Consider the following 24,040-nt stretch of genomic DNA (forward strand, 5'->3'; position numbering starts at 1 on the left):
CCATGGAAGCGAACTCTCCCGCCAGGATCACCACGATCGCGGACCTGTTCATCGACCAGGTGCGCCGGACCCCGAACGCGCCGGCCGTCGTCGCGCCCGGCGTGCGGCTGACGTACGCGGAACTCGGCGCCCACGTCTTCCAGCTGGCGCAGCACCTGCACAAAGAGGGTCTGCGCCCCGAGGAGGTCGTCGCCGTCTCGACTCCGCGCTCCGCGGAGATGGTCGTCTCCGTACTGGCAATCATGGTGGCGGGCGGCGCGTTCGTCCCCGTCGACCCGGCCTGGCCGCGGGCACGCCGCCGCCAGGTCGGCGCCGAGGCGGGTGCGGTCCGCACGCTGGGCGTGCGGGAAGTGGACCTGGGCTCCTGGCGGTACGCCCACGAGCCCGCCGAGCCGCCGCCCGTCTCCGTCCAGGGCGGCCGGCTGGCCTACGTGATGTTCACCTCCGGCTCGACCGGCACGCCCAAGGGCGCCATGATCCGCCACGAGGCGATCAGCCACCGCCTGCTCTGGCAGGTGGAGGAGATCCTCGGCTTCGGTCCCGGCGACGCGTCCCTGTTCAAGGCGCCGCTGTCGTTCGACATCTCCGTCAACGAGATCCTGCTGCCGCTCGTCTCCGGCGGCTACGTGGTGATCGCGGAGCCCGGCGGCGAACGCGACCCGCAGTACCTGCTGGACCTCATCGCCCGCGAGGGCGTGACCTTCGTCTATCTCGTGTCGTCGATGCTCGACGTCCTGCTGGAGATGGCCCGCGGGAGCTCGCTGCTGTCGGGGCTGAAGCACGTCTGGTGCGGCGGGGAGGTGCTCACCCCGGAGCTGTTCGACCGCTTCCGCGGCCAGCTCTCGACGACCCTCTACCACGGGTACGGCCCGGCCGAGGCCACCATCGGCGTCTCGCACGTCATCTACCGCGACACCGCCGAGCGCATCGCGACCTCCATCGGCCGCCCCAACCCGCACACGCGGCTGTACGTCCTCGACGAACGCCTGGAACAGGTGCCCACGGGCACGGTGGGCGAGCTGTACGCCGCCGGGTTCCTGCTCGGCCGCGGCTACATCAACGCTCCCGCGCTCACCGGCGGCCGGTTCGTCGCCGACCCGTTCGCCGCGGACGGCTCCCGGATGTACCGGACCGGCGACCTCGCCAGATGGGCCCCCGACGGCTCGCTGGAGTTCGTCGGCCGCGCCGACCACCAGGTGAAGATCCGCGGCATGCGGCTGGAGCTGGAGGAGGTCGAGGCCGCGCTCGCCGCCCACCCGAAAGTGCGGCAGGCCGCCGTCGCGGTGAGCGAGAACGGGCGGCGGCTCGTCGGGTACGCGAGGTCGAACGACGCCGTCCCGGCCGCGGAGCTGCGTGACTGGTGCGCCGGACGCCTGCCGGCGTACATGGTGCCGGACGCGTACGTCGTCCTCGACCGCTTCCCCGTCACCGCCAACGGGAAGGTGGACCGGCAGGCGCTGCCCCGGCCGGCCGACCCGGCGGCGGCCCGCACGCGGGCGCCCCGCACCGAGCCCGAGCGCGTCCTGTGCGAGGTCTTCGCGCAGGTCCTGGGTGTGGCCGAGGTCGGGGCCGAGGACGACTTCTTCGCCCTGGGCGGCGACAGCATCGTCGCGATCGGCGTGGTCAGGCAGGCACGGCGTGCCGGGCTCGTGGTACGCCCGCGCGACCTGTTCGCCCACCCCACCCCGGCCGCGCTGGCGGCCACGGTCACCGACGTCAGCGCCGCGGCGCCCTCCGCCGTGCTGCCCGCCGTGAGCGGGATCGGGGAGGTGCCGCCGACGCCGATCACCGAGTGGCTCCAGGACATCGGGCCGTCGATGGACGGCTTCTTCCAGTCGATGACCGTACGCACGCCCGCCGGGCTGACCGGCGACCAGCTGGAGCGCATGATCGACGCGGTGCTCGCCGCCCACGACCTGCTGCGGGCGCGGACGACCGGCACCGGCCGCTGGACGCTCACGGTACAGCCGCCGGGGCAGCAGCCCGGGGCCGCCGAGGTGATCACCCGCGTCGAGACCGCGGCCGACCTGGAACGGCAGGTCGCCGCCGCCCCCGGACGGCTCGACCCGGCCGGCGGGCGCATGCTCGACCTCGTCTGGCTCGACGCCGGAGCGCACGCCCAGGGGCGGCTCGCGATCGTGGTCCACCACGTGGTCGTGGACGGCGTGTCGCTGCGCATCCTCCTGGAGGACCTCGCCCAGGCCTGGCAGGCGGCACGGGCGGGCCGACCCGTCGAACTGCCCCAGGCGCCCACCTCGTTCCGGCAGTGGGCGACCCGGCTGCGGGAGTGCGACTTCAGCGCCGGCGAGGACCACTGGCGGCGTACCGCGGCGGCGCCCGACCCGATGATCGGCGAGCGGCCGCTCGATCCCCGCCGCGACGTGGTCGCCACGGAGCAGTCGCTCACGGTCGAGATCCCCACCGCGATCGCCGGCCGCCTGCTCGGCCCGGTCCCCGCCGCCGTGCACGGCGGGGTGAACGACGTGCTGGTCGCCGCCGCGGCGCGCGCCGTGGGCCGCTGGCGCGGCGGCGGCTCGGCGGTGCTGCTGGAGCTGGAGGGGCACGGGCGGGAGGAGGAGGCCGTCGGCGACGCCGACCTCTCGCGTACCTTCGGCTGGTTCACCACCCTGTTCCCCGCCGTGATCGACCCCGGCTCCGGGACGCCGGGCGAGGCGGTCAAGGCCGTCAAGGAACAGCTCCGCCGGGTACCGCAACGCGGGCTCGGCTACGGGGTGCTGCGCTACCTGGGGGAGGGGCCCCGCCCTGACCTGGCCGCCACGCCGCAGGTGCTCGTCCACTACCTCGGACGCTTCGACGGCGCCCCCGCCGACGCCCCAACCTCCGACCGGGCTTCCGACCGGGCTTCCGACCGGGCTTCCGACCGGGCTTCCGACCGGGCCTCCGCCCGCGCCTCCGATGGGGCCGACGACGGGGCCGACGACGGGGTCGGTGACCGGGCCGGGGACTGGGCGCCCGTCGGCGGGGGTGAGATCGTGGTCGAGCGGCGCGATCCGCGCATGCCGCTGCCACGCGTGCTGGAGATCAACTCCGTCGCCGTCGACACGGCCCGCGGACCGGTCCTGACGACCACGTTCAGCTGGCCGGCGGGCGTGCTCGACGCCGGCCGCGTACGGGAACTGGCCGCGCTGTGGACGCAGACCCTCACCGACATGGCCACCAGCGCCACGGTCACCGGGCACACCCCGTCCGACTTCCCGCTCGTCCAGCTGGAACAGGCCGACGTGACGGCGATCGAGGCGGACGCGCCGGGGCTGAAGGACGTGCTGCCGCTCTCGCCGCTGCAGACCGGCCTGTACTTCCACGCCACCCTCGACCCCGACCAGGATCCGTACGTCGTCCAGCAGATCATCGAGCTCACCGGGCCGCTGGACGGCGAGCGCCTGCGCACCGCGGCCGAACAGCTGCTCGGCCGCCACCCCAACCTGGGTGCGGCCTTCCGCACCACCGGCGACGGGCAGGTGGTGTCGGTGATCGCGGACCGTCCGCAGGTGACGTGGCGCAGCGAGGACCTCAGCGACCTCGACCTCGCCCAGCCCGTCCTGGAGGAGCTCGCCGCTGCTGAGCGGTCGGCGACGTTCGACCTCGCCTGGCCGCCGGCCATGCGTTTCGCGCTGGTGAAGCTCGGGTCGCGGCGGCACGCCCTCGTCCACACCGTTCACCACATTCTGGCCGACGGCTGGTCGGTGCCACTGCTCCTGCGCGACCTGCTGGCCCTCTACGAGGACAGGCCGCTGCCCGACCCGCCGCCCTACCGGGAGTTCCTGAGGATGCTCGCGGGGCAGGACGCCGACACCGCGATCGAGGCGTGGGCCGAGGCGTTGGCCGGCGTGCGGGAACCGACCATGCTGGCCGACGCGCTGGCCGACGCGCTGGCCGACGCACAGCACCACCGGCTGGCGGACGCACAGGCCGACCGGCTGGCGGACCCGCAGGCCGATCCGCTGGCCGACAAGGCGGCCGACGCGTCCGGCGGGCACGGCCGTGGCGGGCTCGGCGGCGGGTTCGGCCGGGTCCGGCGGGAGTTGCCGGGCGATCTCGGCGACCGCCTGCGGGCATGGGCGCAGGGGAACGGGCTCACCGTCGGTTCGGTGCTCGCCGCCACCTGGGGGATCCTCGTCGGGCGGCTGACCGGGCGCGACGACGTGACGTTCGGTTCGGCCGTGTCCGGCCGCGCGTCCTCCGAACCGGCGGGCATCGACGCGATGGTCGGCCTGCTGATCAACACCGTGCCGGCGAGGGTACGCTGGCAGCCGGCCGACCCGCTGGCCGACGTGCTGCGCCGCTTCGCGCGTACGCAGCGCGAGGTGATGGAGCACGAGCACGTCTCGCTGGCCGCGCTGCACCGCCGGCTGGGCGTGGCCGAGCTGTTCGACACGCTGGTGGTCGTCGAGAACTACCCGGAGCCCGCCGCAGCGCAGGGCGGCCTCGCGATCGCGGGGATCGACACGATCGAGGCGCCCCACTATCCGGTGACGCTGATGGCCAAGCCCGGCGATCGGATCGTGCTCACGCTGACCCACGACCGGCGGCTGGTCTCCGCGACCTCGGCCGACCTGCTGATCGGCCAGTACGAGAGGCTGCTCGCCGCCCTCGCCGACGACGCCACGCTGACGTGCGGCCAGGTGGAGCTGGTGTCCGGCGAGCAGCGCCGGGACCTGCTGGCCGCCGGAACCGGACCCGAAGCCACCGCCGCAGCCACCACCGCCGGAGCCGAAGCCGGAGCCGAAGTCGAAGCCGGAGCCGAAGCCGAAGCCGGAGCCGAAGTCGAAGCCGGAGCCGAAGCCGAAGCCGGAGCCGAAGCCGGAACCGAAGTCGAAGCCGGAACCGAAGTCGAGGTCGAAGCCGGAACCGGAACCGGAACCGAAGCCGGAACCAGAGCCGGAGCCCCCGGGACGGGAGCCGCTGCCGGACCCGACGCCGGAACCAGCGCCGGGGTCGCGGTCGGCGGCACCTCCGTGCTGGACCTGTTCGCCCGCCAGGTCGCCGAGCACCCCGCGCGCGCCGCCGTCATGTCCGCCGGGGTCACTCTCACCTACGCCGAGCTGGACGACCGGGCCCGGCGGGTGTGCGGCACGCTGGCCGCGGCCGGCGTACGGCGCGGCGACATCGTGGCGGTGGCGACGAGCCGTTCCGCGGACATGGCCGCGGCCCTGCTCGGCGTCATGCGCGCCGGGGCCGCCTACCTGCCCGTCGACCCCGCCTACCCGGCGGCCAGGATCGAGTTCATGCTGGGCGACGCCCGCCCGGCCTGCCTCCTCACCGACGAGGCGAACGCCAGGACGCTGCCCCCGCACGACCTGCCCTCCTTCACCGTCAGGGCCGCCGCCGCGGGCCAGGCCGCGGCGGGCACGCCCGTGACCCCGCTGGACGCGGTCTCCGTCGTCTACACCTCCGGCTCGACCGGCCGGCCGAAGGCGGTCGTGGGCACCCACGGAGCGCTCGCCAACCGGCTCACCTGGGCGGCGGCGGCCTGGGATGCGAGGGTGCGGCTGGCGAAGAGCTCGCTGAGCTTCATCGACGGTACGACAGAGCTGCTCGGCGGGCTGGTCGCCGGGGCGACGACGGTCATCGCCGGCGACGACGAGGCCACCGACGGGGCGGCGCTGGCCCGGCTCGTGGAGCGGTCGGGGGCGACCCAGCTGCTCGCCGTACCGAGCCTGGCCGCGGCGCTCGCCGACACGGCGCCCGAGCGGCTCACCGCGCTCAACCGCTGGATCTGCAGCGGCGAACCGCTCGGCCAGTCCTGCGTGCGCTCCCTGCGCCGCGCGTCGCCCGAGGCCAGGATCGTCAACTCCTACGGCTCGTCGGAGGTCGCGGGAGACGTGCTCCAGGGCGAGGTGGACCCGGGGGAGCCGGTGACGCTGGGCAGGCCGGTGCCGGGCACGCGGCTCTACCTGCTCGACTCCGCGCTCCAGCTCGTGCCGCCCGGCGCGCCCGGCGAGATCTACGTCGGCGGCGCCCAGCTCGCCCGCGGCTATCTGGGCCGGTCGGGGACGACCGCGGGCCGGTTCGTGGCCGACCCGTTCGGCGGCGGCGCGCGCCTCTACCGCACGGGAGACCTCGGCCGCTGGACGCCCGACGGGCGGGTCGAGTTCCTCGGCCGGGCGGACGACCAGGTGAAGATCAACGGTTACCGGGTCGAGCCGGGCGAGCTCGAAGCCGCGCTGATGCGCCGCGCCGGGGTTTCCGACGCGGCGGTGGCGGTGCGGGGAGGGGCCCTGCACGCCTACGTGGTGGCCGCGCCGGGGGAGGAGCTGGACGCCCAGGGACTGCGCGCGCTGCTCCGCGCCGACCTGCCTTCGTACCTGCTGCCCGCGACGGTGACGGTGCTGGACCGGCTGCCTGTTCTGCCCAACGGCAAACGCGACCGCCGCGCCCTGCCCGACCCCGAACCCGGCGTCAGGGGCGGGCGGCCGCGGACCGCCGAGGAGGCGATGATCTGTGCCCGGGCCGGCGCCCTGCTGGGCGTCGAAGGCCTGGGCGTCCATGACGACTTCTTCACCGTCGGCGGCGACAGCATCCTCGCCATCCGCCTCGTCAGCCTGCTCGCCAAGGACGGCGTCGAGCTCACCATCCGGGACGTGTTCCGCCTGCGCACGCCCGCCGCCCTCGCCGCGTCCCTGCGGGAGGCGGAGCCGCCCGTCGCGGGGGGCACGGAGGGCGAGGTCTGGCCGCTGTCGCCGCTCCAGCAGGGCGTCTACTACCAGGCGACCTTCGCGGAGAGCAGCAGCACCTACATCGCGCAGAACGTCTTCGACCTCGACCGGCGGGTCGACGTCCACGCCATGACGGAGGCCTTCGCGGCGCTGCTGCGCCGCCACCCCACCCTGCGCGCGGGGTTCGCCGCCGACGGCGGCTCGCAGCTCATCGCCGCGGACGTGCCCGCCGAGGTCCGGGTCGTCGACCTGACGGAGCAGGACGGCCGGCTCGACGCGGTGACGCGGGCCGACCGGGAGGAGCCGTTCGACCTGGCCCGCCCGCCCCTGGTCAGGCTGACCGTCGTACGCCTGCCGGACGGGCGCGACCGGCTCCTGCTGACCTCGCACTTCCTGCTGTGGGACGGCTGGTCACGCGAGCTGGTCCTGCGCGAACTGTTCGCGCTGTACGGCTCGGGCGGCACGCGCGCCGCGCTCCCTCCGGCGGAGAGCACGTTCGCCGACTACCTGGCCTGGATCGGCACGCGCGACCGCGACGCCTCCGCAGCCGCCTGGCGGGCGGCCCTGTCGGGAGTCGACGAGCCGACCGTCCTGGCTCCGGAGGCCATCGGCCGCGAGCCGGTGCCGTCCGAGCGCATCCTCGCCGCGCTGCCCGCCGAGGTCACCACGCGGCTGGGCGAACAGGCCGCCCGCGGCGGCGTCACGCTCAACGCGCTGCTGACCGCCGCGCTCGGCATCCTGCTCGGCTACGAGTCCGGCCGCCCGGACGTGGTGTTCGGCTCGACCGTGGCCGGCCGACCGGCCGAGCTGCCCGGCATCGAGAACGTGATCGGCCTCTTCCTCAACACGGTCCCGGTCAGAGTGGCGCCCTCTCCCGGCACCACCGTGCTCGAACTGGCCCGCCGTGCCCAGGACGACCGCGTCGACCTGGCGCCGCACGAATACCTCGGCCTCGGCGACATCCACCGCGCGTGCGGCCAGGAGCAACTGTTCGACACGCTGTACGTGCTGCAGAACTTCCTGACCGACACCACGTTCACCGACCTGGAACGCGAGCACGGCATCGTCGGCGTGGACTACACCGACAGCACCCACTACCCGTTCACCTGGGTGCTCACCCCCGGCGCCAACCTGCGGATCAAGCTGGAGTACCGGCCGGACGTGCCCGAGCACGGCGCCCGGCGGATGGTGCGCAGGTTCACCCGGCTGCTGGCGACGCTGGCCGACGGCCTCGCGGTGCCGGTCGGCGCGCTCGACCTGATGCTCGACGAGGAGCGCGACGAGCTGGCCCGGCAGTGGGCGGCGGCCGAGCATCCGATCGGCACGGCGACGATCGCCGACCTGCTGGCCGAGCGGGCCCGCGCGTGCCCCGGCGAGGTCGCCCTCGTCTTCGGGGAGCGGCGGCTGACCTACGCCGAGCTGGACGGCCGGATCAACCAGTGCGCCCGGCTGCTGCGCTCGCAGGGCGCGGGCCCCGGCAGGATCGTCGCGCTCGGGCTGCCCCGCGGCGTCGAGATGGTCGTCTCGCTCTTCGGCGTCCTGCGCGCGGGCGCCGCCTACCTGCCGCTGGAGCTCGACCATCCGGTCGACCGGCTGGCCGCCATGCTCGACGACGCCCGGCCCGTCCTCCTGGTCTGCGCCGACCCGGGCTCGGCGCTGGCCGAGCACCAGCGGCGGCTCGGCGGGCGGTGCGTGCTCCCCGACCTGGACGCCTTCTCCGCCGACCCGCTCATCGTGGACGTGCCGGGCGACCTGCCCGCCTACGTCATCTACACCTCCGGATCCACCGGCCGGCCCAAGGGCGTGGTGACGCCCTATCGCGGGCTGACCAACATGCAGCTCAACCACCGGGCCGAGATCTTCGGGCCGACCGCGCGCCGGACCGGGCGGCAGCGGCTGCGCATCGCGCACACCGTGTCGTTCTCGTTCGACATGTCGTGGGAGGAGCTGCTGTGGCTGGTCGAGGGCCACGAGGTGCACATCTGCGACGAGGAACTGCGCAGGGACGCCACCGCGCTCGCCGCGTACTGCCAGGCCAACGGGATCGACGTCGTCAACGTCACCCCGACCTACGCCCACCTGCTGTTCGAGGAGGGCCTGCTCGACGGCGGGCACGCCCCGTGCCTGGTGCTGCTCGGCGGCGAGGCCGTCAGCGAGAGCGTCTGGGAGCGGCTGAGCCAGCCGGACGGCCCTGAGGGATACAACCTGTACGGGCCCACCGAGTACACGATCAACACGCTCGGCGCGGGCACCCGCGACAGCGCCACCCCGACCGTGGGCCGTCCTATCCGGAACACCCGCGCGTACGTGCTGGACGGGTGGCTCCGCCCCGTGCCCGCGGGCGTGGTGGGCGAGCTCCACGTGGCGGGCGCCGGCCTGGCCCACGGCTACCTGCACGCCACCGGGCAGACGGCCGCCCGCTTCGTCGCCAACCCGTTCGTGCCCGGCGGGCGCATGTACCGCACCGGCGACCTCGTACGCCAGCGCGAGGACGGCAACCTCGACTTCCTCGGCCGCGTCGACGACCAGGTGAAGATCCGCGGATACCGGGTCGAGCTCGGCGAGGTCGAGTCGGCGCTGTCGGCCCACCCGCGGGTGCGCCAGGCCGCCGTGATCGCCCGCCCCGATCCCGCGGTGCCCGGGCTGAAGAAGCTGGTCGCGTACGTGATCCCGGCGCCCGGCGGCGGCCACGACGAGCTCGCCGCCGGGCTGCGCGCGGCGCTGGCCGAACGGCTGCCCGACTACATGGTCCCCGCCCTGTACGGGGTGGTGGACGAGCTGCCGCTCACCGTCAACGGCAAGCTCGACGTGGCGGCGCTCCCCGAGCCCGTCGCGCCCGGCGGCGGCGCCCGGCAGGCGCCGCGCGGCGAGCGGGAACATGCTCTGGCGGCCATCTACGCCGAGGTTCTCGGCCTGGCCGAGGTCGGCGTCGACGACGACTTCTTCGCCATCGGCGGCGACAGCATCTCCTCGATCGCCGTGACGGGTCGGGCACGCAAGGCGGGCATGAACCTCACCCCGCGCGACGTCTTCCGCCGCCGTACCGTGCGCGCGCTGGCCGCCGCCCTCCCGCAGCCCGCGCCGCTGGAGGCGCACGATCCTGGCGTGCCCGCGACCGGGACGGTCCCGCTCACTCCGATGCTCGCCGAGACGATGCTGGCCCGCACGCCCCTGGAGCGCTTCTACCAGTCGATGGTCCTGCCGGTCCCCGCCGGTCTCGACGCGCGGCAGGTGGAACGGGCGGTGCGGGCGCTCTGCGTCCGCCACGACCTGCTGCGGGCCCGGCTCGACCGCGACGGCGACGCGTGGACGCTGTCGGTGCCGCCGCCGGAGGGGTTCGACGCGTCCGCGCTCTGCACGCGGCAGGAAGCCCCCTTGCCCGCCGCGGACCAGGCCTCCGGACGGGCGCCGGAGCAGGCTCTCGGGCAGGCCGCCTGGCAGGCGGCGGACCCGGCGACGGGCCGGTCCGCCGGGCAGGACGCCGTGATGGACGCCGTGACGGACGCCGTGAGGGACGCCGTGAGGGACGCCGTGAGGGACGCCGTGAGGGACGCCGTGACGGACGCCGTGACGGACGCCGTGGAGGAGGCCGGGCGGCGGCTCGCGGAGGAGGTGGCCGGGAGGCTGGACCCGGAGCGCGGGATCATGGTCCAGGCGGTCTGGTTCGACCGCGCCCCTGGACCCGGTCACCTGCTGCTGGTCATCCACCACCTGGTCATCGACGGCGTCTCCTGGCGCGTGATCGCCGACGACCTCGCCCGCGCCTGGACGGACCTGCTGGCCGGCCGCGAACCCGCGCTGGACCCGGTCCCGATGTCCTTCCGCGCGTGGGCGTCGGCTATCCAGGACGCGCGTCCCTCCTTCCGCGACGAGGCCGGCCACTGGCGCGACGTCCTGGCGACCGACGATCCGCCGCTGGGCGCCCGACCGCTGGATCCCGCGGTCGACACGGCCGCCACCGTACGGTCGCTGACCGTGTCCCTGCCCGTGGGGACGAGCGCGGCCCTGCTGGGCGCCGTGCCCGCCGAGATGCACGGCGGCGTCAACGACGTGCTGCTGACGGGCTTCACCGTCGCGCTCGCCCGGTGGCGGCACCTGCACGGGCGCGGCGACGGCTCCGCCGTGCTCCTCAGCCTCGAAGGCCACGGCCGCGAAGGTGACCTCGCCGGCGGCGCCGACCTGTCGCGGACCGTGGGCTGGTTCACCGCCATTCACCCCGTACGCCTCGATCCCGGGCCGCTGAGCTGGGACGAGGTCACCGCGGCCGGCCCCGGGCTGGCCAGGGCGGCCAAGGCCGTCAAGGAGCAACTGCGCGCGGTGCCGCGCAAGGGGCTCGGCCACGGCGTCCTGCGCCACCTCGACGGGCTCGATCTCCCGCAGCCGCCGCAGATCCTCTTCAACTACCTCGGCCGCTTCGCCGCCGGCGGCGGCACCCTGCGCGAGGGCGTCCACCCGGACAACCCCGCGATGGGGCTGGAGATCAACGCCCTGGCCCAGGACGGACCGGACGGGCCTTCGCTCTCGGCCACGCTGTCCTGGCCGTCCGGCGTCATGGCGGGCGGGGAGGTCGCCGAGCTGGCCGCGCTGTGGCTGGCCGCGCTGACGGCCCTCACCCGCTGCGCCGACCTGGCCGGGCACACCCCGTCGGACTTCCCCCTGGTCGCGCTCACGCAGGAGGACGTCGACCGGTACGCCGGCGCCCGCGACGTCCTGCCGCTGCTGCCGCTCCAGGAGGGCATGTACTTCCACGCGTCCTTCGGCGCCGGCCACACCGACACCTACGTGGTGCAGCAGGTGGCCGAGCTCGCCGGCCCGGTCGACCCGGCGGCGCTGCGCCGGGCGGTGACCGCGACGGTGCACCGCCACGACGCCCTGCGGGCGAGCTTCCAGGAGCTGGCCGACGGCCGGGTGGTCCAGGTGATCGCCGGAACGGTCGAGGTGCCGTGGCGCACGGCCGACCTGAGCGGGCTGGGCGCGGCCGAGGCCCGCGAACGGCTGGCCGAGCTGGCCGCCGCCGAGCTGGCCGAGCCGTTCGACCTGGCGGCCGCGCCGCTGCTGCGCTACGCGCTGGTCTCGCTCAGCGACACCGACCATCGGCTCGTGGAGACCATGCACCACATCATCGCCGACGGCTGGTCGTACCCGCTGGTCTTCGGCGACGTCGTCGAGGCCTACGAGCGCGGCGCGGCGCTGCCCGCGCCCGCGGTGACGTTCCGCGATCACGTGGAGGCGGTGGCCGGGCTGGACCGGGCCGCCGCCCGCGACGTGTGGGCCGCCGCGCTGGCCGGGGTCGACTCGGCGACGCGCCTGTTCCCGGCCACGTACACGGTGTCCAGGCACGCGAGCGTCCACGGCGAGCTGCCCGCCGGCGCGGTCGCCGCCGCGGCCCGCGAGCGGGGCGTGACGCTGAGCACCCTCGTGCACGCCGCATGGGGCCTGCTGCTGGGCCGGCTGCTCGGGCGGGACGACGTGGTCTTCGGCTCCACGGTGTCCGGTCGCGGCGGGGCGCTGCCCGGCGTCGAGACCATCGTCGGCCTGCTGATCAACACCATCCCCGTGCCGATGTCCTGGCGGCCCGAGGAGACCCTGGGGGAGATCGTCGACCGCCTGCACGGGCAGCAGGGAGACCTGCTCGACGCGCAGCACGTCGGCCTCGCCGAGCTGGCCCGGCTCGCGGGGGTCCGCGAGCTCTTCGACACCATGGTCGTGGTGGAGAACTTCCCCGCCGCGCGCGCGGGCGAGCGGTCCCGGCTGGCGCTGCGCGGCTTCACCGGCACGGACTCGCCGCACTACCCGGTCTCGCTGGTCGCCTTCCCCGGCGAGCGGCTCACCCTGGAGATCAAGTACGACGTGGAGCTGGTCGGGGAGGAACGCGCCAGGAACCTGCTCGACCTGGTCACCCGGGTGCTCGACCAGCTCGTCAAGGCCCCGGACACGCCGGTCTCGCGGCTGGACCCGCTCACCGGCGCAGAACGCCCGGCCGCCCTGTCCCGGCCCGCCGCGTCGCCCTTCGGGTCCCGTGCCGACGTGGCGCCCTTCGGGTCCCGCCCGGACGTGGCGCCTATCGTGTCCCGTGCGGACGTGGCGCCGTTCGCGTCACGGGCCGCCGTGGCGGGGACGCTGGCCGACGCGTACGCCGCTGCCCGGCCCGAGCCCGCCGCGACCGCCGTGACCTGGCGCGACACCTCGCTCACCCACGCCGAGCTGGACGCCGCCGCCACAAGGCTGGCCCGGGTCCTGGCCGCCAGGGGAGTGGGGCCCGAGTCGCGGGTGGCCGTGGCGCTGCCGCGTTCGGCCGGCCTCGTCGTCGCGTTGCTCGCCGTCGTGAAGGCGGGCGGCTGCTACGTGCCGCTGGACCTCGACGCCCCGGCCGCCCGGCTGGCCCTCATCCTGGACGACGCCGCGCCGGCGTGCCTGGTGACGGACCCGGCCACGCTGGCCGGGCTGCCGGGGACCGGCGTGCCGATCGTGCTGCTGGACGACCTGCCGGGCGACCTGCCGGGCGACCTGCCGGGCGACCTGGTGGACGATCTGCCGGGCGACCTGCCTGGTGACCTGCCGGACGACCGGGACGGCGGCGCCCCGCTCACACCGGCCGGAGCGGACAACACGGCGTACGTCATCTACACCTCCGGCTCGACGGGGACGCCCAAGGGCGTCGAGGTGACGCACCGCAACGTGCTGTCGCTGTTCGCCGCGGCCGGTGAGCTGTTCGACTTCGGGGACTCGGACGTGTGGACGATGTTCCACTCCGCCGCGTTCGACTTCTCGGTGTGGGAGCTGTGGGGCGCGCTGCTGCACGGCGGGCGGCTGGTGATCGTCGACAGGGAGGTGGCGCGCGACCCGCGGCGGTTCCACGGCCTGCTGGAACGCGAGCGGGTGACCGTGCTCAACCAGACCCCGTCGGCGTTCTACCCGCTGGCGGAGGCGGCGACGGGCGAGCTCGCCCTCCGGTACGTCGTCTTCGGCGGCGAGGCGCTGGACCCCGCCCGCCTGGCGTCGTGGCAGCGCCGCCACCCGGCCGCCCGGCTGGTCAACATGTACGGCATCACCGAGACCTGCGTGCACGTCACCTTCAGGGAGCTGACCCCGGACGACACCCGGGGCGAGCCCGCCGGCACGATCGGCGGGCCGCTGCCCGGCCTCGGCGTCCACCTGCTCGACCATGACCTGCAGCCGGTCCCGCCGGGGGTGACGGGCGAGGTGTACGTCGCCGGCGACCAGCTGGCCCGCGGTTACCTCGGCCGCCCGTCGCTGACCGCCGCCCGCTTCGTGGCCGACCCGTTCATCCCGGGCGGCCGCCTCTACCGCAGCGGCGACCTCGCGCGCCGGGCTCCCGGCGGCGACCTCGTCTACCTGGGGCGGGCCGACCGGCAGGTGAAGGTACGCGGCTACCGGATCGAGCTCGGCGAGATCGAGGCCGCGCTGCTGGCGCTGGACGGCGTCGCCAACGCCGCGGCGGCCGTGCGCGAGGACCAGCGGGGCCGGCGGCTGGTGGCCTACGTGGTCGCCCGGCCGGGCACGCGGATCGACGCCGACGCGGCGCGGGCGCACCTGTCCCGGTCGCTGCCCCCGTACGCGGTCCCGGCGGCGTTCGTCCCGCTGGAGGCGCTGCCGCTCACGGTCAACGGCAAGCTGGACAGGGACGCGCTGGCCGCCGTCCCGCTCACGACGCCCGCCGCGACCACCGCACCCACGACACCCGCCGCGACCAACGCACCCACGGCGACCTTCGCGGCCTCCGCGACCTCCGCGGCTCTCGCGGCCGACGGGGACCCGGTGGACGTGCTGCGCGCGCTGTTCACGGAGATTCTCCAGGTGGACGCGGCCGGCCCCGACGACGACTTCTTCCACCTCGGCGGTGACAGCATCATCGCCATCCAGCTGGTCAACCTCGCCAGGCGTCGCGCGCTGCACCTGTCACCGCAGGACGTGTTCGTACGCAGGACCCCGGCCGCCCTCGCCAGCGCCCTGACCTCCGGGCCCGAGCCCGCAGCACCGGAGAACGCAGCACCGGAGAACGCAGCACCGGAGAACGCCGCACCGGAGAACGCCGCACCGGAGGACACCGTGCCCGGGACGGCGCCGGCCGGGTCCGACGGCGTCGGCGAGATCATGCTCATGCCGATCGTGCACCGGCTGGCCGAGCTGGGCGGCACGATCTCCCGGCTCAACCAGGCCGAGCTGCTCCGTACCCCGCCGGGCATGACGCGCGAGCAGGTCGCCGAGCTGATCCGGGCGCTGGCCGACCGGCACGACGCGCTGCGCCTGAAACTCAGCAGGCCCTCGCCGCTGCTGTGGTCGCTGGAGGCGCGCCCGGCCGGGGACCCGCCGGAGCCCGGCGTGCTGGCGGTCGACGCGACCGGGCACGACGAGGACGGCCTGCGCGCGCTCATCGCCGCCGAGTCGGACGCCGCCGCCGGCCGGCTCGACCCGGACGCCGGCCGGATGCTCCAGGTGGTGTGGTTCGACCGGGGGCCGCACCGGCAGGGCAGGCTCCTGATCGTCGCCCACCACCTCGCCGTGGACGGGGTGTCCTGGCGCATCCTCGTCGACGACCTGCGGCAGGCGTGGGACGCCGTCGCCGCGGGGGAGCGGCCCGTGCTCGACCCGGTCGGCACCTCCCTGCGCGCCCACGCGCGGGCGATGACCGAGAACGCCGCTCAGGCGGCCAGGCTGGCGGAGTTCGAGCACTGGGCGGCCACGCTGCGGCCGGGCGGCGAGCTCGACCCGGCCGCGCCGGCCCTCGGGCTGACCGTCGGGCTGACTGTCGGGGCAACCCGCGACCACGTGCTCCGCCTGTCCCCCGACGTGACCGGGCCGCTGCTCACCAGCGTCCCGGCCGCGCAAGGAGGAGACGTCACCGAGACGCTCGTCGCGGCGTTGCACGCCGCGGTCGCCCGCTGGCGCTCGGCGCGTGGCCTGGACGCGGAGGCGCCGCTGGTGCTCGACCTGGAACGGCACGGCCGCGCGGGCGGCGCGGGCCTGTCCAGGACGGTGGGCTGGTTCACCGCCATCGCCCCCGTACGCCTGCCCGGCGGCCAGGCCACGCCCGGCGAGGTGCGCGAGGCCGTGCGGGCGGCACCCGACGGGGGGCTCGGTTTCGGGCTGCTGCGGTACTGCAACCCGCGGACCGCCGCCGCGCTCGGCCGGCTCGGCACGCCCCAGCTGCTGTTGAACTACCTCGGCAGGTTCCCGGCCGGGGGGACGCGCGACTGGGACGCCGCGCCCGAGACCGCGGCGCTGCGCGTGGCCCCCGACCCGGACCTGGGGACGCCGTACCTGCTGGAGATCAACGTCGCCTGCCACGACACCCCGGACGGCCCCGAGCTGCACGCGGTGTTCACGTACGCGGAGGGCGGGCTGGGCGCGGACGACGCCCGCATGATCGCCGACGGCTGGGGCGCCGCGCTGCGCGACCTGGTCGCCGCGCCGGAGCGGTGGGCGCTGTCGCCGCTGCAGGAAGGGCTGTTCTTCCAGGCGCGCTACGCCGGCGACGCCGACGTGTACGTGGCGCAGAACGCCTTCGACTTCGCCGCCCGCCTCGACCTACCGGCGCTGCGCCTGGCGTACGCGGCCCTCCTCGACCGCCATCCCGCGCTGCGTCTCGGCTTCACCGCCGACGACGGGCACCGTCCGGTGGCGGTGGTCGGCACGGGCCTCGACGCCGCCGTCGACGTGATCGACCTGTCCGCGGACGCCTCCGGGCTGCCCGACGTGATGGCGGAGGACCGGAGGCGGCCCTTCGACCCGGCCTGCCCGCCGCTGTGCCGCCTGACCGTGGTCCACCTGCCGGGCGGGCGTGACCGCCTGCTGCTCACGTACCACCTGCTGTTGTGGGACGGCTGGTCGCGCGAGCTGGTGCTGCGCGAGCTGTTCGCCCTGTACGACTCCCGCGGCGAGCGCGGAGCCCTCCCCACGGGCGGGGCGACGTTCACCGACTACCTCGCCTGGCTGGCCCGCCAGGACGCCGCGGCCGCGGGCAGGGCGTGGGCGCGGGCCCTGGCCGGCGTGGAGCCCACCGTCCTGTTCCCGGCGGCGGCGGGTACCGCCCCCGTGCCGGCGACCAGTCTGTCGGCGCGGCTGACGGAGGAGCAGACCCGGCGGGTGATCGACCGGGCCCGTCGCGGCGGCGTGACGCTCAACGCGATGCTCACCACCGCCCTCGGCATGGTGCTGGCCCACGCGTCGGGCCGCCGCGACGCCGTGTTCGGCACGACGGTCGCGGGGCGGCCGACCGAGCTGGACGGCATCGAGTCGGTGATCGGGGTGTTCCTGAACACCGTGCCGGCCGTGGTGCGGCTCGCCCCCGGTGAGAGCGCGCTGGACGTCATGAGGCGGGTCCAGGCCGAGCGCGCCGAGGTGATGCCGCACGAACATCTGGGGCTCGGGGACATCCAGCGGGCCGCGGGCCGCGACACCCTGTTCGACAGCCTCTACGTGCTGCAGAACTTCCTCGACGACGACACCTTCATCGATCTGGAAGAGGCGCACGGCGTCGTCGGCGTGTCCAGCGTGGACGCCACGCACTACCCGCTCACGTGGGTGGTCACCCCCGGCGCGCGGCTCACGTTGCGGCTGGAGTACCGGGCAGACGAGGTGGCGGGGGAGCAGGCGCAGGCCCTGCTGGCCCGGCTGGAGCACGTCCTGCTCCGCCTCGCGGCCGACCCCGAGGCGACCGTGGCCGACGTGCCGCTGCTCCTGGCGGGGGAGAGCACCTCGATGGACGGGGTCACCGGGCCCGTCGGCGAGGACACGATCGCCGATCTCCTGGCGGACCAGGCCGGCAGGACCCCGCACCGGCCCGCCCTCACCTTCGAGGACCGGACCCTGACCTACGCCGAGCTCGACGCGCGGGTGAACCAGATCGCGCGGTCGCTGCTGGCCGGAGGAGCGGCGCCGGAGAGGATCGTGGCGCTCGCGGTGCCCCGCTCCATCGACATGGTCGCCGCGCTGTTCGCCGTGCTCCGCACCGGTGCGGCGTACCTGCCGCTCGAACTCGACCACCCCGACGAGCGGCTGCTCGCGATGCTGGCCGACGCCGGGCCCGTCCTGTTGGTCACCACGCGTGCGGTGGCGCCCAGGTTCGCCTCCCACCCCGTGGCCGGGCTGCTCCTGGACGACGTGTCGGGGCCCGCCGGGCCGGTCGCCGTCCCCCGCCGGGCGGGGCGGCTCGACCATCCTGCGTACGTCATCTACACCTCAGGCTCCACCGGCCGCCCCAAGGGGGTGGTCACGCCGTACCGCGGCCTGACCAACATGCAGCTCAACCACCGCGAGGCGATCTTCACGCCGGCTGTCGCGGCGGCCGGCGGCCGTGTCCTCACCATCGCCCACACCGTCTCGTTCTCCTTCGACATGTCGTGGGAGGAGCTGCTGTGGCTGGTCGAGGGCCACCACGTGCACATCTGCGACGAGGAGCTGCGCAGGGACGCCACGGCGCTGGTCGCCTACTGCCACCGCCACCGCGTCGACGTGGTGAACGTGACGCCGACCTACGCCCGGCACCTGCTCGACGAGGGGCTCCTCGACGGGCCCCACCGCCCGCCCCTGGTGCTCCTCGGCGGCGAGGCGGTGCCCCAGTCGCTGTGGTCGGAGCTGCGCGAGGCCGAGGGCGTGCACGGCTACAACCTCTACGGGCCGACCGAGTACACGATCAACACGCTCGGCGCGGGCACCGCCGACAGCGCCACCACCACGGTCGGTCGGCCGATCCGGAACACCCGCTGCTACGTGCTCGACGCCTTCCTCCGCCCGGCTCCCGTCGGGGAGCTCTACATCGCCGGTGCCGGGCTGGCTCGCGGCTATCTCGGCCGCCCCGGGCTGAGCGCCGGGAGGTTCGTCGCCGACCCGTTCGTGCCCGGCGGGCGAATGTACCGGACCGGCGACCTGGTCCGCGTCCGCGGCGACGGCAACCTCGACTTCCTCGGCCGCACCGACGACCAGGTCAAGATCCGCGGGCACCGGGTGGAGCCGGGCGAGGTCGAGGCCGCCGTCACCGCCCGGCCGGGCGTCCACCAGAGCGCCGTGCTCGCCGTGCCCGACCGGGCGGGGGGCGGGCGGCTGGTGGCCTACCTCGTCCCCGACCGCCCGGAGGACGCCGCCGCGCTGGCCGCCGAGGTGCATCGCGAGCTGAAGGCCGTGCTCCCCGGTCACATGATGCCGGCGGCGTACGCGGTCGTGGACGCGCTGCCGCTCACCGTCAACGGCAAGCTGGACACGGCCGCACTGCCCCCGCCCCGCGCGCTCGCCTCCGGCTCACGGCCGCCCGCGAACGAGCGGGAACGGCTGCTGTGCGCGCTGTTCCGCCAGGCCCTCGACGACGGCGAGGAGGTGGGGCCCGAGGACGACTTCTTCGACAGGGGCGGGCATTCGCTGCTGGCCATCCGGCTGCTCGGCCTCGTCCGCGCCGCCACGGACGCCGACCTGTCGCTGCGCGACCTGTTCGACGCGCGTACCCCCGCCCGGCTCGCGGACCGCCTGGCGGGCGCGGCCGGGCCGGCACGGCCCCCGCTCGCCCGCCGGCCGCGCCCCGGCCGCGTGCCGCTGTCGCCCGCGCAGGAGCGGCTCTGGCTGCTCCAGCAGCTGGACCCGGCCTCGACCGCCTACACCTACCCGCTGCTCGTCCGCCTGCGCGGCGCCGTCGACGCCGCCGCCCTGCGGGCCGCGCTCGGCGACGTGGCGGGCAGGCACGAGATCCTGCGCACGGTCATCGACGAGGGGCCCGCCCAGCGGGTGCTCGCCGAGCCCCGTATCGACCTGGCCGTCGTCCGCTGCGCCACGGCCGGTCCCGCGCTCGCCGCAGCGCTCGCCCGCCCCTTCGACCTGGCCGCCGAACCCCCGCTGCGGGCCACCCTGATCGAGGAGAAGGACAGCGGCGACACGGTGCTGGCCCTGGTGATGCACCACATCGCGATGGACGAGTGGTCCGACGGCCCGCTGCTGCGCGACCTCGGCACCGCCTACGCCGCCCGGCTGGCCGGGCACGCCCCCGGCTGGGAGCCGCTGCCGGTGCAGTACGCCGACTACGCGCTCTGGCTGCGGCTCGACGACCGGCACGACGACGACCGCGCCTACTGGGAACGGCGGTTGCGCGGGTTGCCCGCCGAGAGCACCCTGCCCGCCGATCCGCCCGCCGATCCGCCCGCCGATCCGCCCGCCGGTCTGCCTGCCTCCCTGCCCGCCGGGCAGGTGACCGCCGAGCTGCCGCACGAGCTGGTCAACACGCTGCGCGAGCTGGGACGGGCCGAGTCGGCCAGCCTGTTCATGGTGCTGCACGCGGCGCTCGCCACCCTGCTGTCCCGCCTCGGCGCCGGCACCGACATCCCGATCGGCACCCCCGCCTCCGGCCGTGCCGACCCCGCGCTGGGCGACCTCGTCGGGTTCTTCGTCAACACCGTCGTGCTGCGTACGGACCTGTCCGGCTCGCCCACGTTCACCGAGCTGCTCCGCCGGGTGCGGGAGAGCGACCTGGCCGCGTTCGAGCACGCGAACCTGCCCTTCCAGCAGGTGGTCGAGGCGGTCAACCCGGCGCGGGCGCAGGGCCGCAACCCGCTGTTCCAGGTGATGCTCGGCTACCTGCACCGGCCCGCCGGCCGCGACACCGTGCTCGGCCTGCCGGTGGGGGAGGCGCCCACGGTCGCCGCCGATCCGAAGGTGGACCTGAACGTCACGTTCGTCGACGGCGAGCCGTTCGAGATGATCCTCGAGTACGACGCCGGCCGGTTCCGCCCTGAGACGGCGCGGCGGCTCGTCGAGCGCCTCCTCGTCCTGCTCGGCGAGGTCGCCGCCCGGCCGGACGAGCCGGTCGACAGCGCCGGCGTGCTCGCGGAGCGCGACCGGGCCGACCTGGCCCGGTGGCAGGACGGCGGGCCGCCGCGGGCCGGCGGGCAGCCGTGGTACGAACGTTTCTCCGCGCAGGCGCGGCGCACCCCTGACGCGGCCGCCTGCGTCTTCGAGGGCGAGACGATGAGCTACGCCGAACTCGACGCCGCCTCTGACGCCTTCGCCGCCCGGCTCGGCGGCCTCGGACCCGACGACCTCGTCGGGATCGCCCTGCCGCGCTCGGCCGGGCTGCTGGTGGCCGTGCTCGGCGTGGCCAAGGCGGGGGCCGCCTACCTCCCCCTCGATCCCGCGTTCCCCGCCGAACGGCTGCGCTTCATGGTGGCCGACGCGCGCCCGGCCGCGATCGTGGTGGACGACCGCACCCGCGAGCTCTTCCCCGAGGGCATCATGCTCGGCGGCGGGCCGGCATCCTTCGATCCGCCGCCGCGCGACCCGCGCTCGGCCGCGTACGTCATCTACACCTCCGGCTCCACCGGCCGCCCCAAGGGCGTGGTCGTCACCCAGCACGACCTGGAGTGTTTCCTCGGCGCGCTCCCGGTGGCCGGGCCGGGCGAGCGGCTGCTCGCCGTGACGACGCTCTCCTTCGACATCTCCGTCCTGGAGCTGATGGGGCCCCTGCGGGCGGGTGGCTGCGTGGTGCTGGCCTCCGACACGCAGGTACGCGACCCGAACCTGCTGGCCGAGCTGCTCCGCGAAGAGCGGATCACGGTGATGCAGGCCACGCCGTCGTTGTGGTCGACGCTACGGCCCGGCGCCGACCTGCCCGGCGCCGACCTGCCCGGCGCCGACGTGCGCGGCCTCGATGTGCCTGGGATCGATGTGCCCGGTGTCGACCTGCCCGGCGCTGATCTGCGTGGGGTGCGCGTCCTGGTCGGTGGCGAGGCGCTGCCGCCCGCCCTGGCCCGCGACCTGACCGCGCGTGCCGCCTCCGTAACCAACGTGTACGGCCCCACCGAGGTGACCGTGTGGGCCACCGCCGCGACCGTCCGCCGGGACGAGCCTCCCACGCTCGGACGGCCACTGCCGGGAACGACCGCGTACGTCCTGGATCCGGCGCTGCGCCCCGCGCCTCCCGGCGTCGCCGGTGAGTTGTACCTCGGCGGCGCCCAGGTCACCCGCGGCTACCTGCGCCGCCCCGGCCTCACGGCTGGCAGGTTCGTCGCCGACCCCTTCACGGGCGGGCGCATGTACCGTACCGGCGACCTCGCCCGCTGGAGCGCCGGAGGCGAGCTCGAGTTCCTCGGCCGGGCCGACCACCAGGTCAAGGTGCGCGGGTTCCGCATCGAGCCCGGCGAGATCGAGGCGGTGGCGGCGACCTGCCCGGGCGTGTCGCGGGTCGCGGTCGCCGCCCGGCAGGACCGGCTCGTCGCGTACGTCACCGCCCCCGCTCCCGCGCTGCGCGACCATCTCGCGCGGCGGCTGCCCTCGTGGATGGTCCCCGCCGCGGTCGTGGTCCTCGACGAGTTGCCGCTCACCCCGAACGGCAAGGTGGACCGCGCGGCCCTGCCCGAGGTGGACTTCGCGCCGACGGCCACCCGCGCCGAGCCGCGCACGCGTACCGAGGCGGCCGTCTGCGCCGTCCTGGCGGAGGTGCTGGGCGTCGGCCCGGCCGGCTCTGTCGGCGTGGACGACGACTTCTTCGCCCTCGGCGGCCACTCGCTCCTGCTCGTACGCCTGGCGGCCGCGCTGCGCGCCCGGCTGGGCGTGGACATCCCGGTCGCGGACCTGTTCGCCGCTCCCACGGCGGCCGCCCTGGCCAGGCGGATCAGCGGCGGCGTCCCCACGGCCGACGCCATGGCCGAACTGCTGACCCTGCGGCCCGGCGACGGCACCCGGCCACCGCTGTTCTGCTTCCCGCCCGCCAGCGGGCTGAGCTGGCCGTTCGCCCCGCTCAAGCGCTACCTGCCCGAGGGCGTCCCGCTGTACGGGCTGCAGTCGCCCCGCCTGAGCCGAGACAGCGGCCTGCCCACGACCATGGACGAGCTCGCCGCGGAGTACGCGGGCCTCATCGCCGGGGTGGCGCCGGAGGGACCGGTCGCCCTGCTCGGGTGGTCGTTCGGCGGGGCGGTCGCGCACAAGGTGGCGGTACGGCTGGCGGCCGAGGGCCGCGACATCCACCTCCTCGGCATGCTCGACACGCCGGTGGAGGTTCCGGGAGCCGCGGGGGACGTCGCCGCGTTGCTGGCCGAGATGGGTTACCGGGTGCCGGACGAGCGCATGTCCGCCGCCGACGCCGCCGCCTTCCTGCGCGGCATGGGCGACGGCGTCGCGGCGCTGCAGGAGGGGCAGATCGAGCGGGTCGTGGAGAGCTATCTGGCCGGCGATCGCATGATGGGGCGGGCCAGGTACGACGTCTATCCCGGCGACGTGCTCTTCGTCGACGCGACCGTGCCCGAGCAGGGGTTCACCGGCTCGGCCTCGGAGCGGTGGAGTCCCTACGTGGCGGGGGAGCTGCGCGTGGTCGCGGTCGGGTGCCGGCATTCCGAACTGCTGGACGCCGGCACCCTGGAGATCCTCGGGCCGCTGCTGGCCCGTCTCATGTGACGGCGGACAGGTCCTTGACCGGGGTCGAGGGGTCCATGTCGACGGCGTTCGCGAGCTGCGGCACGAGCACGTCGAGCGCGTAGAGCAGCGCGTCCGGCCCGCTGTAGGACAGCGCGCCGCCGAGAGGGGTGGAGAAGTCCGTGTAGATCGTGCGGTCGGTCTTGACCACCTTCAGGCGGGAGAAGACCGGCGATTCCAGCATCTTGGCCCTGGTCGCGCCGTTGACGAACAGCACGTCGCGGTCGAGCAGGTCGAGCCGCTCCTCGCTGATCTCGTCGGACTCGCTCTGAGCGGCGAAGCCGAGCGCGTCGAACAGCGCGCGGCGCGGGTCGCGGGCCGGGATCAGCCAGTGCTGCCCGTTCTCCGGCCCGAAGTCCACCACGAGGGTCTTGCCGGCGAACTCGGGATGCTCCTGCTTCGCCTCGGCGATCCTCGCGTTGACCTCGTCGACGAGCGCCTGAGCCTCTGCGGACTTGCCCAGCGCCTTGCCCGTGGTGAGCGTCTGGACGTCCCACGGGGTCTGCTCGTCGGCGTAGTCGCCCGACTGGATCACCGTGGGCGCGATCTGGGAGAGCTTGTCGTAGGTCTCCTTGTTGACGGTCTCGTAGATGGCGATGATCAGGTCGGGCCGTTGCTTGATGATGGCCTCGAAGTTCAGCTCCGCCGAGAACGTGGACAGCTGCTTGCCGCCCAGTGCCGCCTTGACCCACGGGAAGTTCGTGTACTCGTCGAACCACGCGCGCGTGCTGACCGGCACCACACCCAGCGCGAGCGCGAAGTCCTGATCGTTCCATCCGACGGTGACGACCCGGGACGGCCTGGCCTCGATCGTGGTGCTGCCGAACTTGTGGTCGATGGTGACCGGGAACGCGGGATCGGCGGACGCGGCGGCCCGCGGCGCCTCGGCTTGCGTTCCCGCCGAGCACGAGATCAGCGAAGCCGCCAGGAGGACGCCCGGCACAGTGCTGACTAAG

Annotated in this window: 2 protein-coding genes; one reads left to right on the forward strand and one right to left on the reverse strand. The window is 75.1% G+C overall.

Annotated features, from left to right (window positions below):
- Positions 1-2 precede the first annotated feature (2 nt).
- Positions 3-23,066 carry a non-ribosomal peptide synthetase gene (locus E1292_RS08525; protein WP_132593781.1) on the forward strand — a complete coding sequence of 7,688 codons (23,064 nt, stop codon included), beginning with the start codon at positions 3-5 and terminating at the stop codon, positions 23,064-23,066.
- Here E1292_RS08525 and E1292_RS08530 read toward each other — a convergent pair.
- On the reverse strand, positions 23,059-24,027 hold the full coding sequence (locus tag E1292_RS08530) for an iron-siderophore ABC transporter substrate-binding protein (protein ID WP_220446737.1): 969 nt from the start codon (positions 24,025-24,027) through the stop codon (positions 23,059-23,061). The two genes, E1292_RS08525 and E1292_RS08530, sit on opposite strands and share 8 nt — an antisense overlap.
- Between the last annotated feature and the right edge of the window lie 13 nt (positions 24,028-24,040).

The sequence above is a fragment of the Nonomuraea deserti genome, assembly GCF_004348685.1.
Lineage (GTDB): Bacteria > Actinomycetota > Actinomycetes > Streptosporangiales > Streptosporangiaceae > Nonomuraea > Nonomuraea deserti.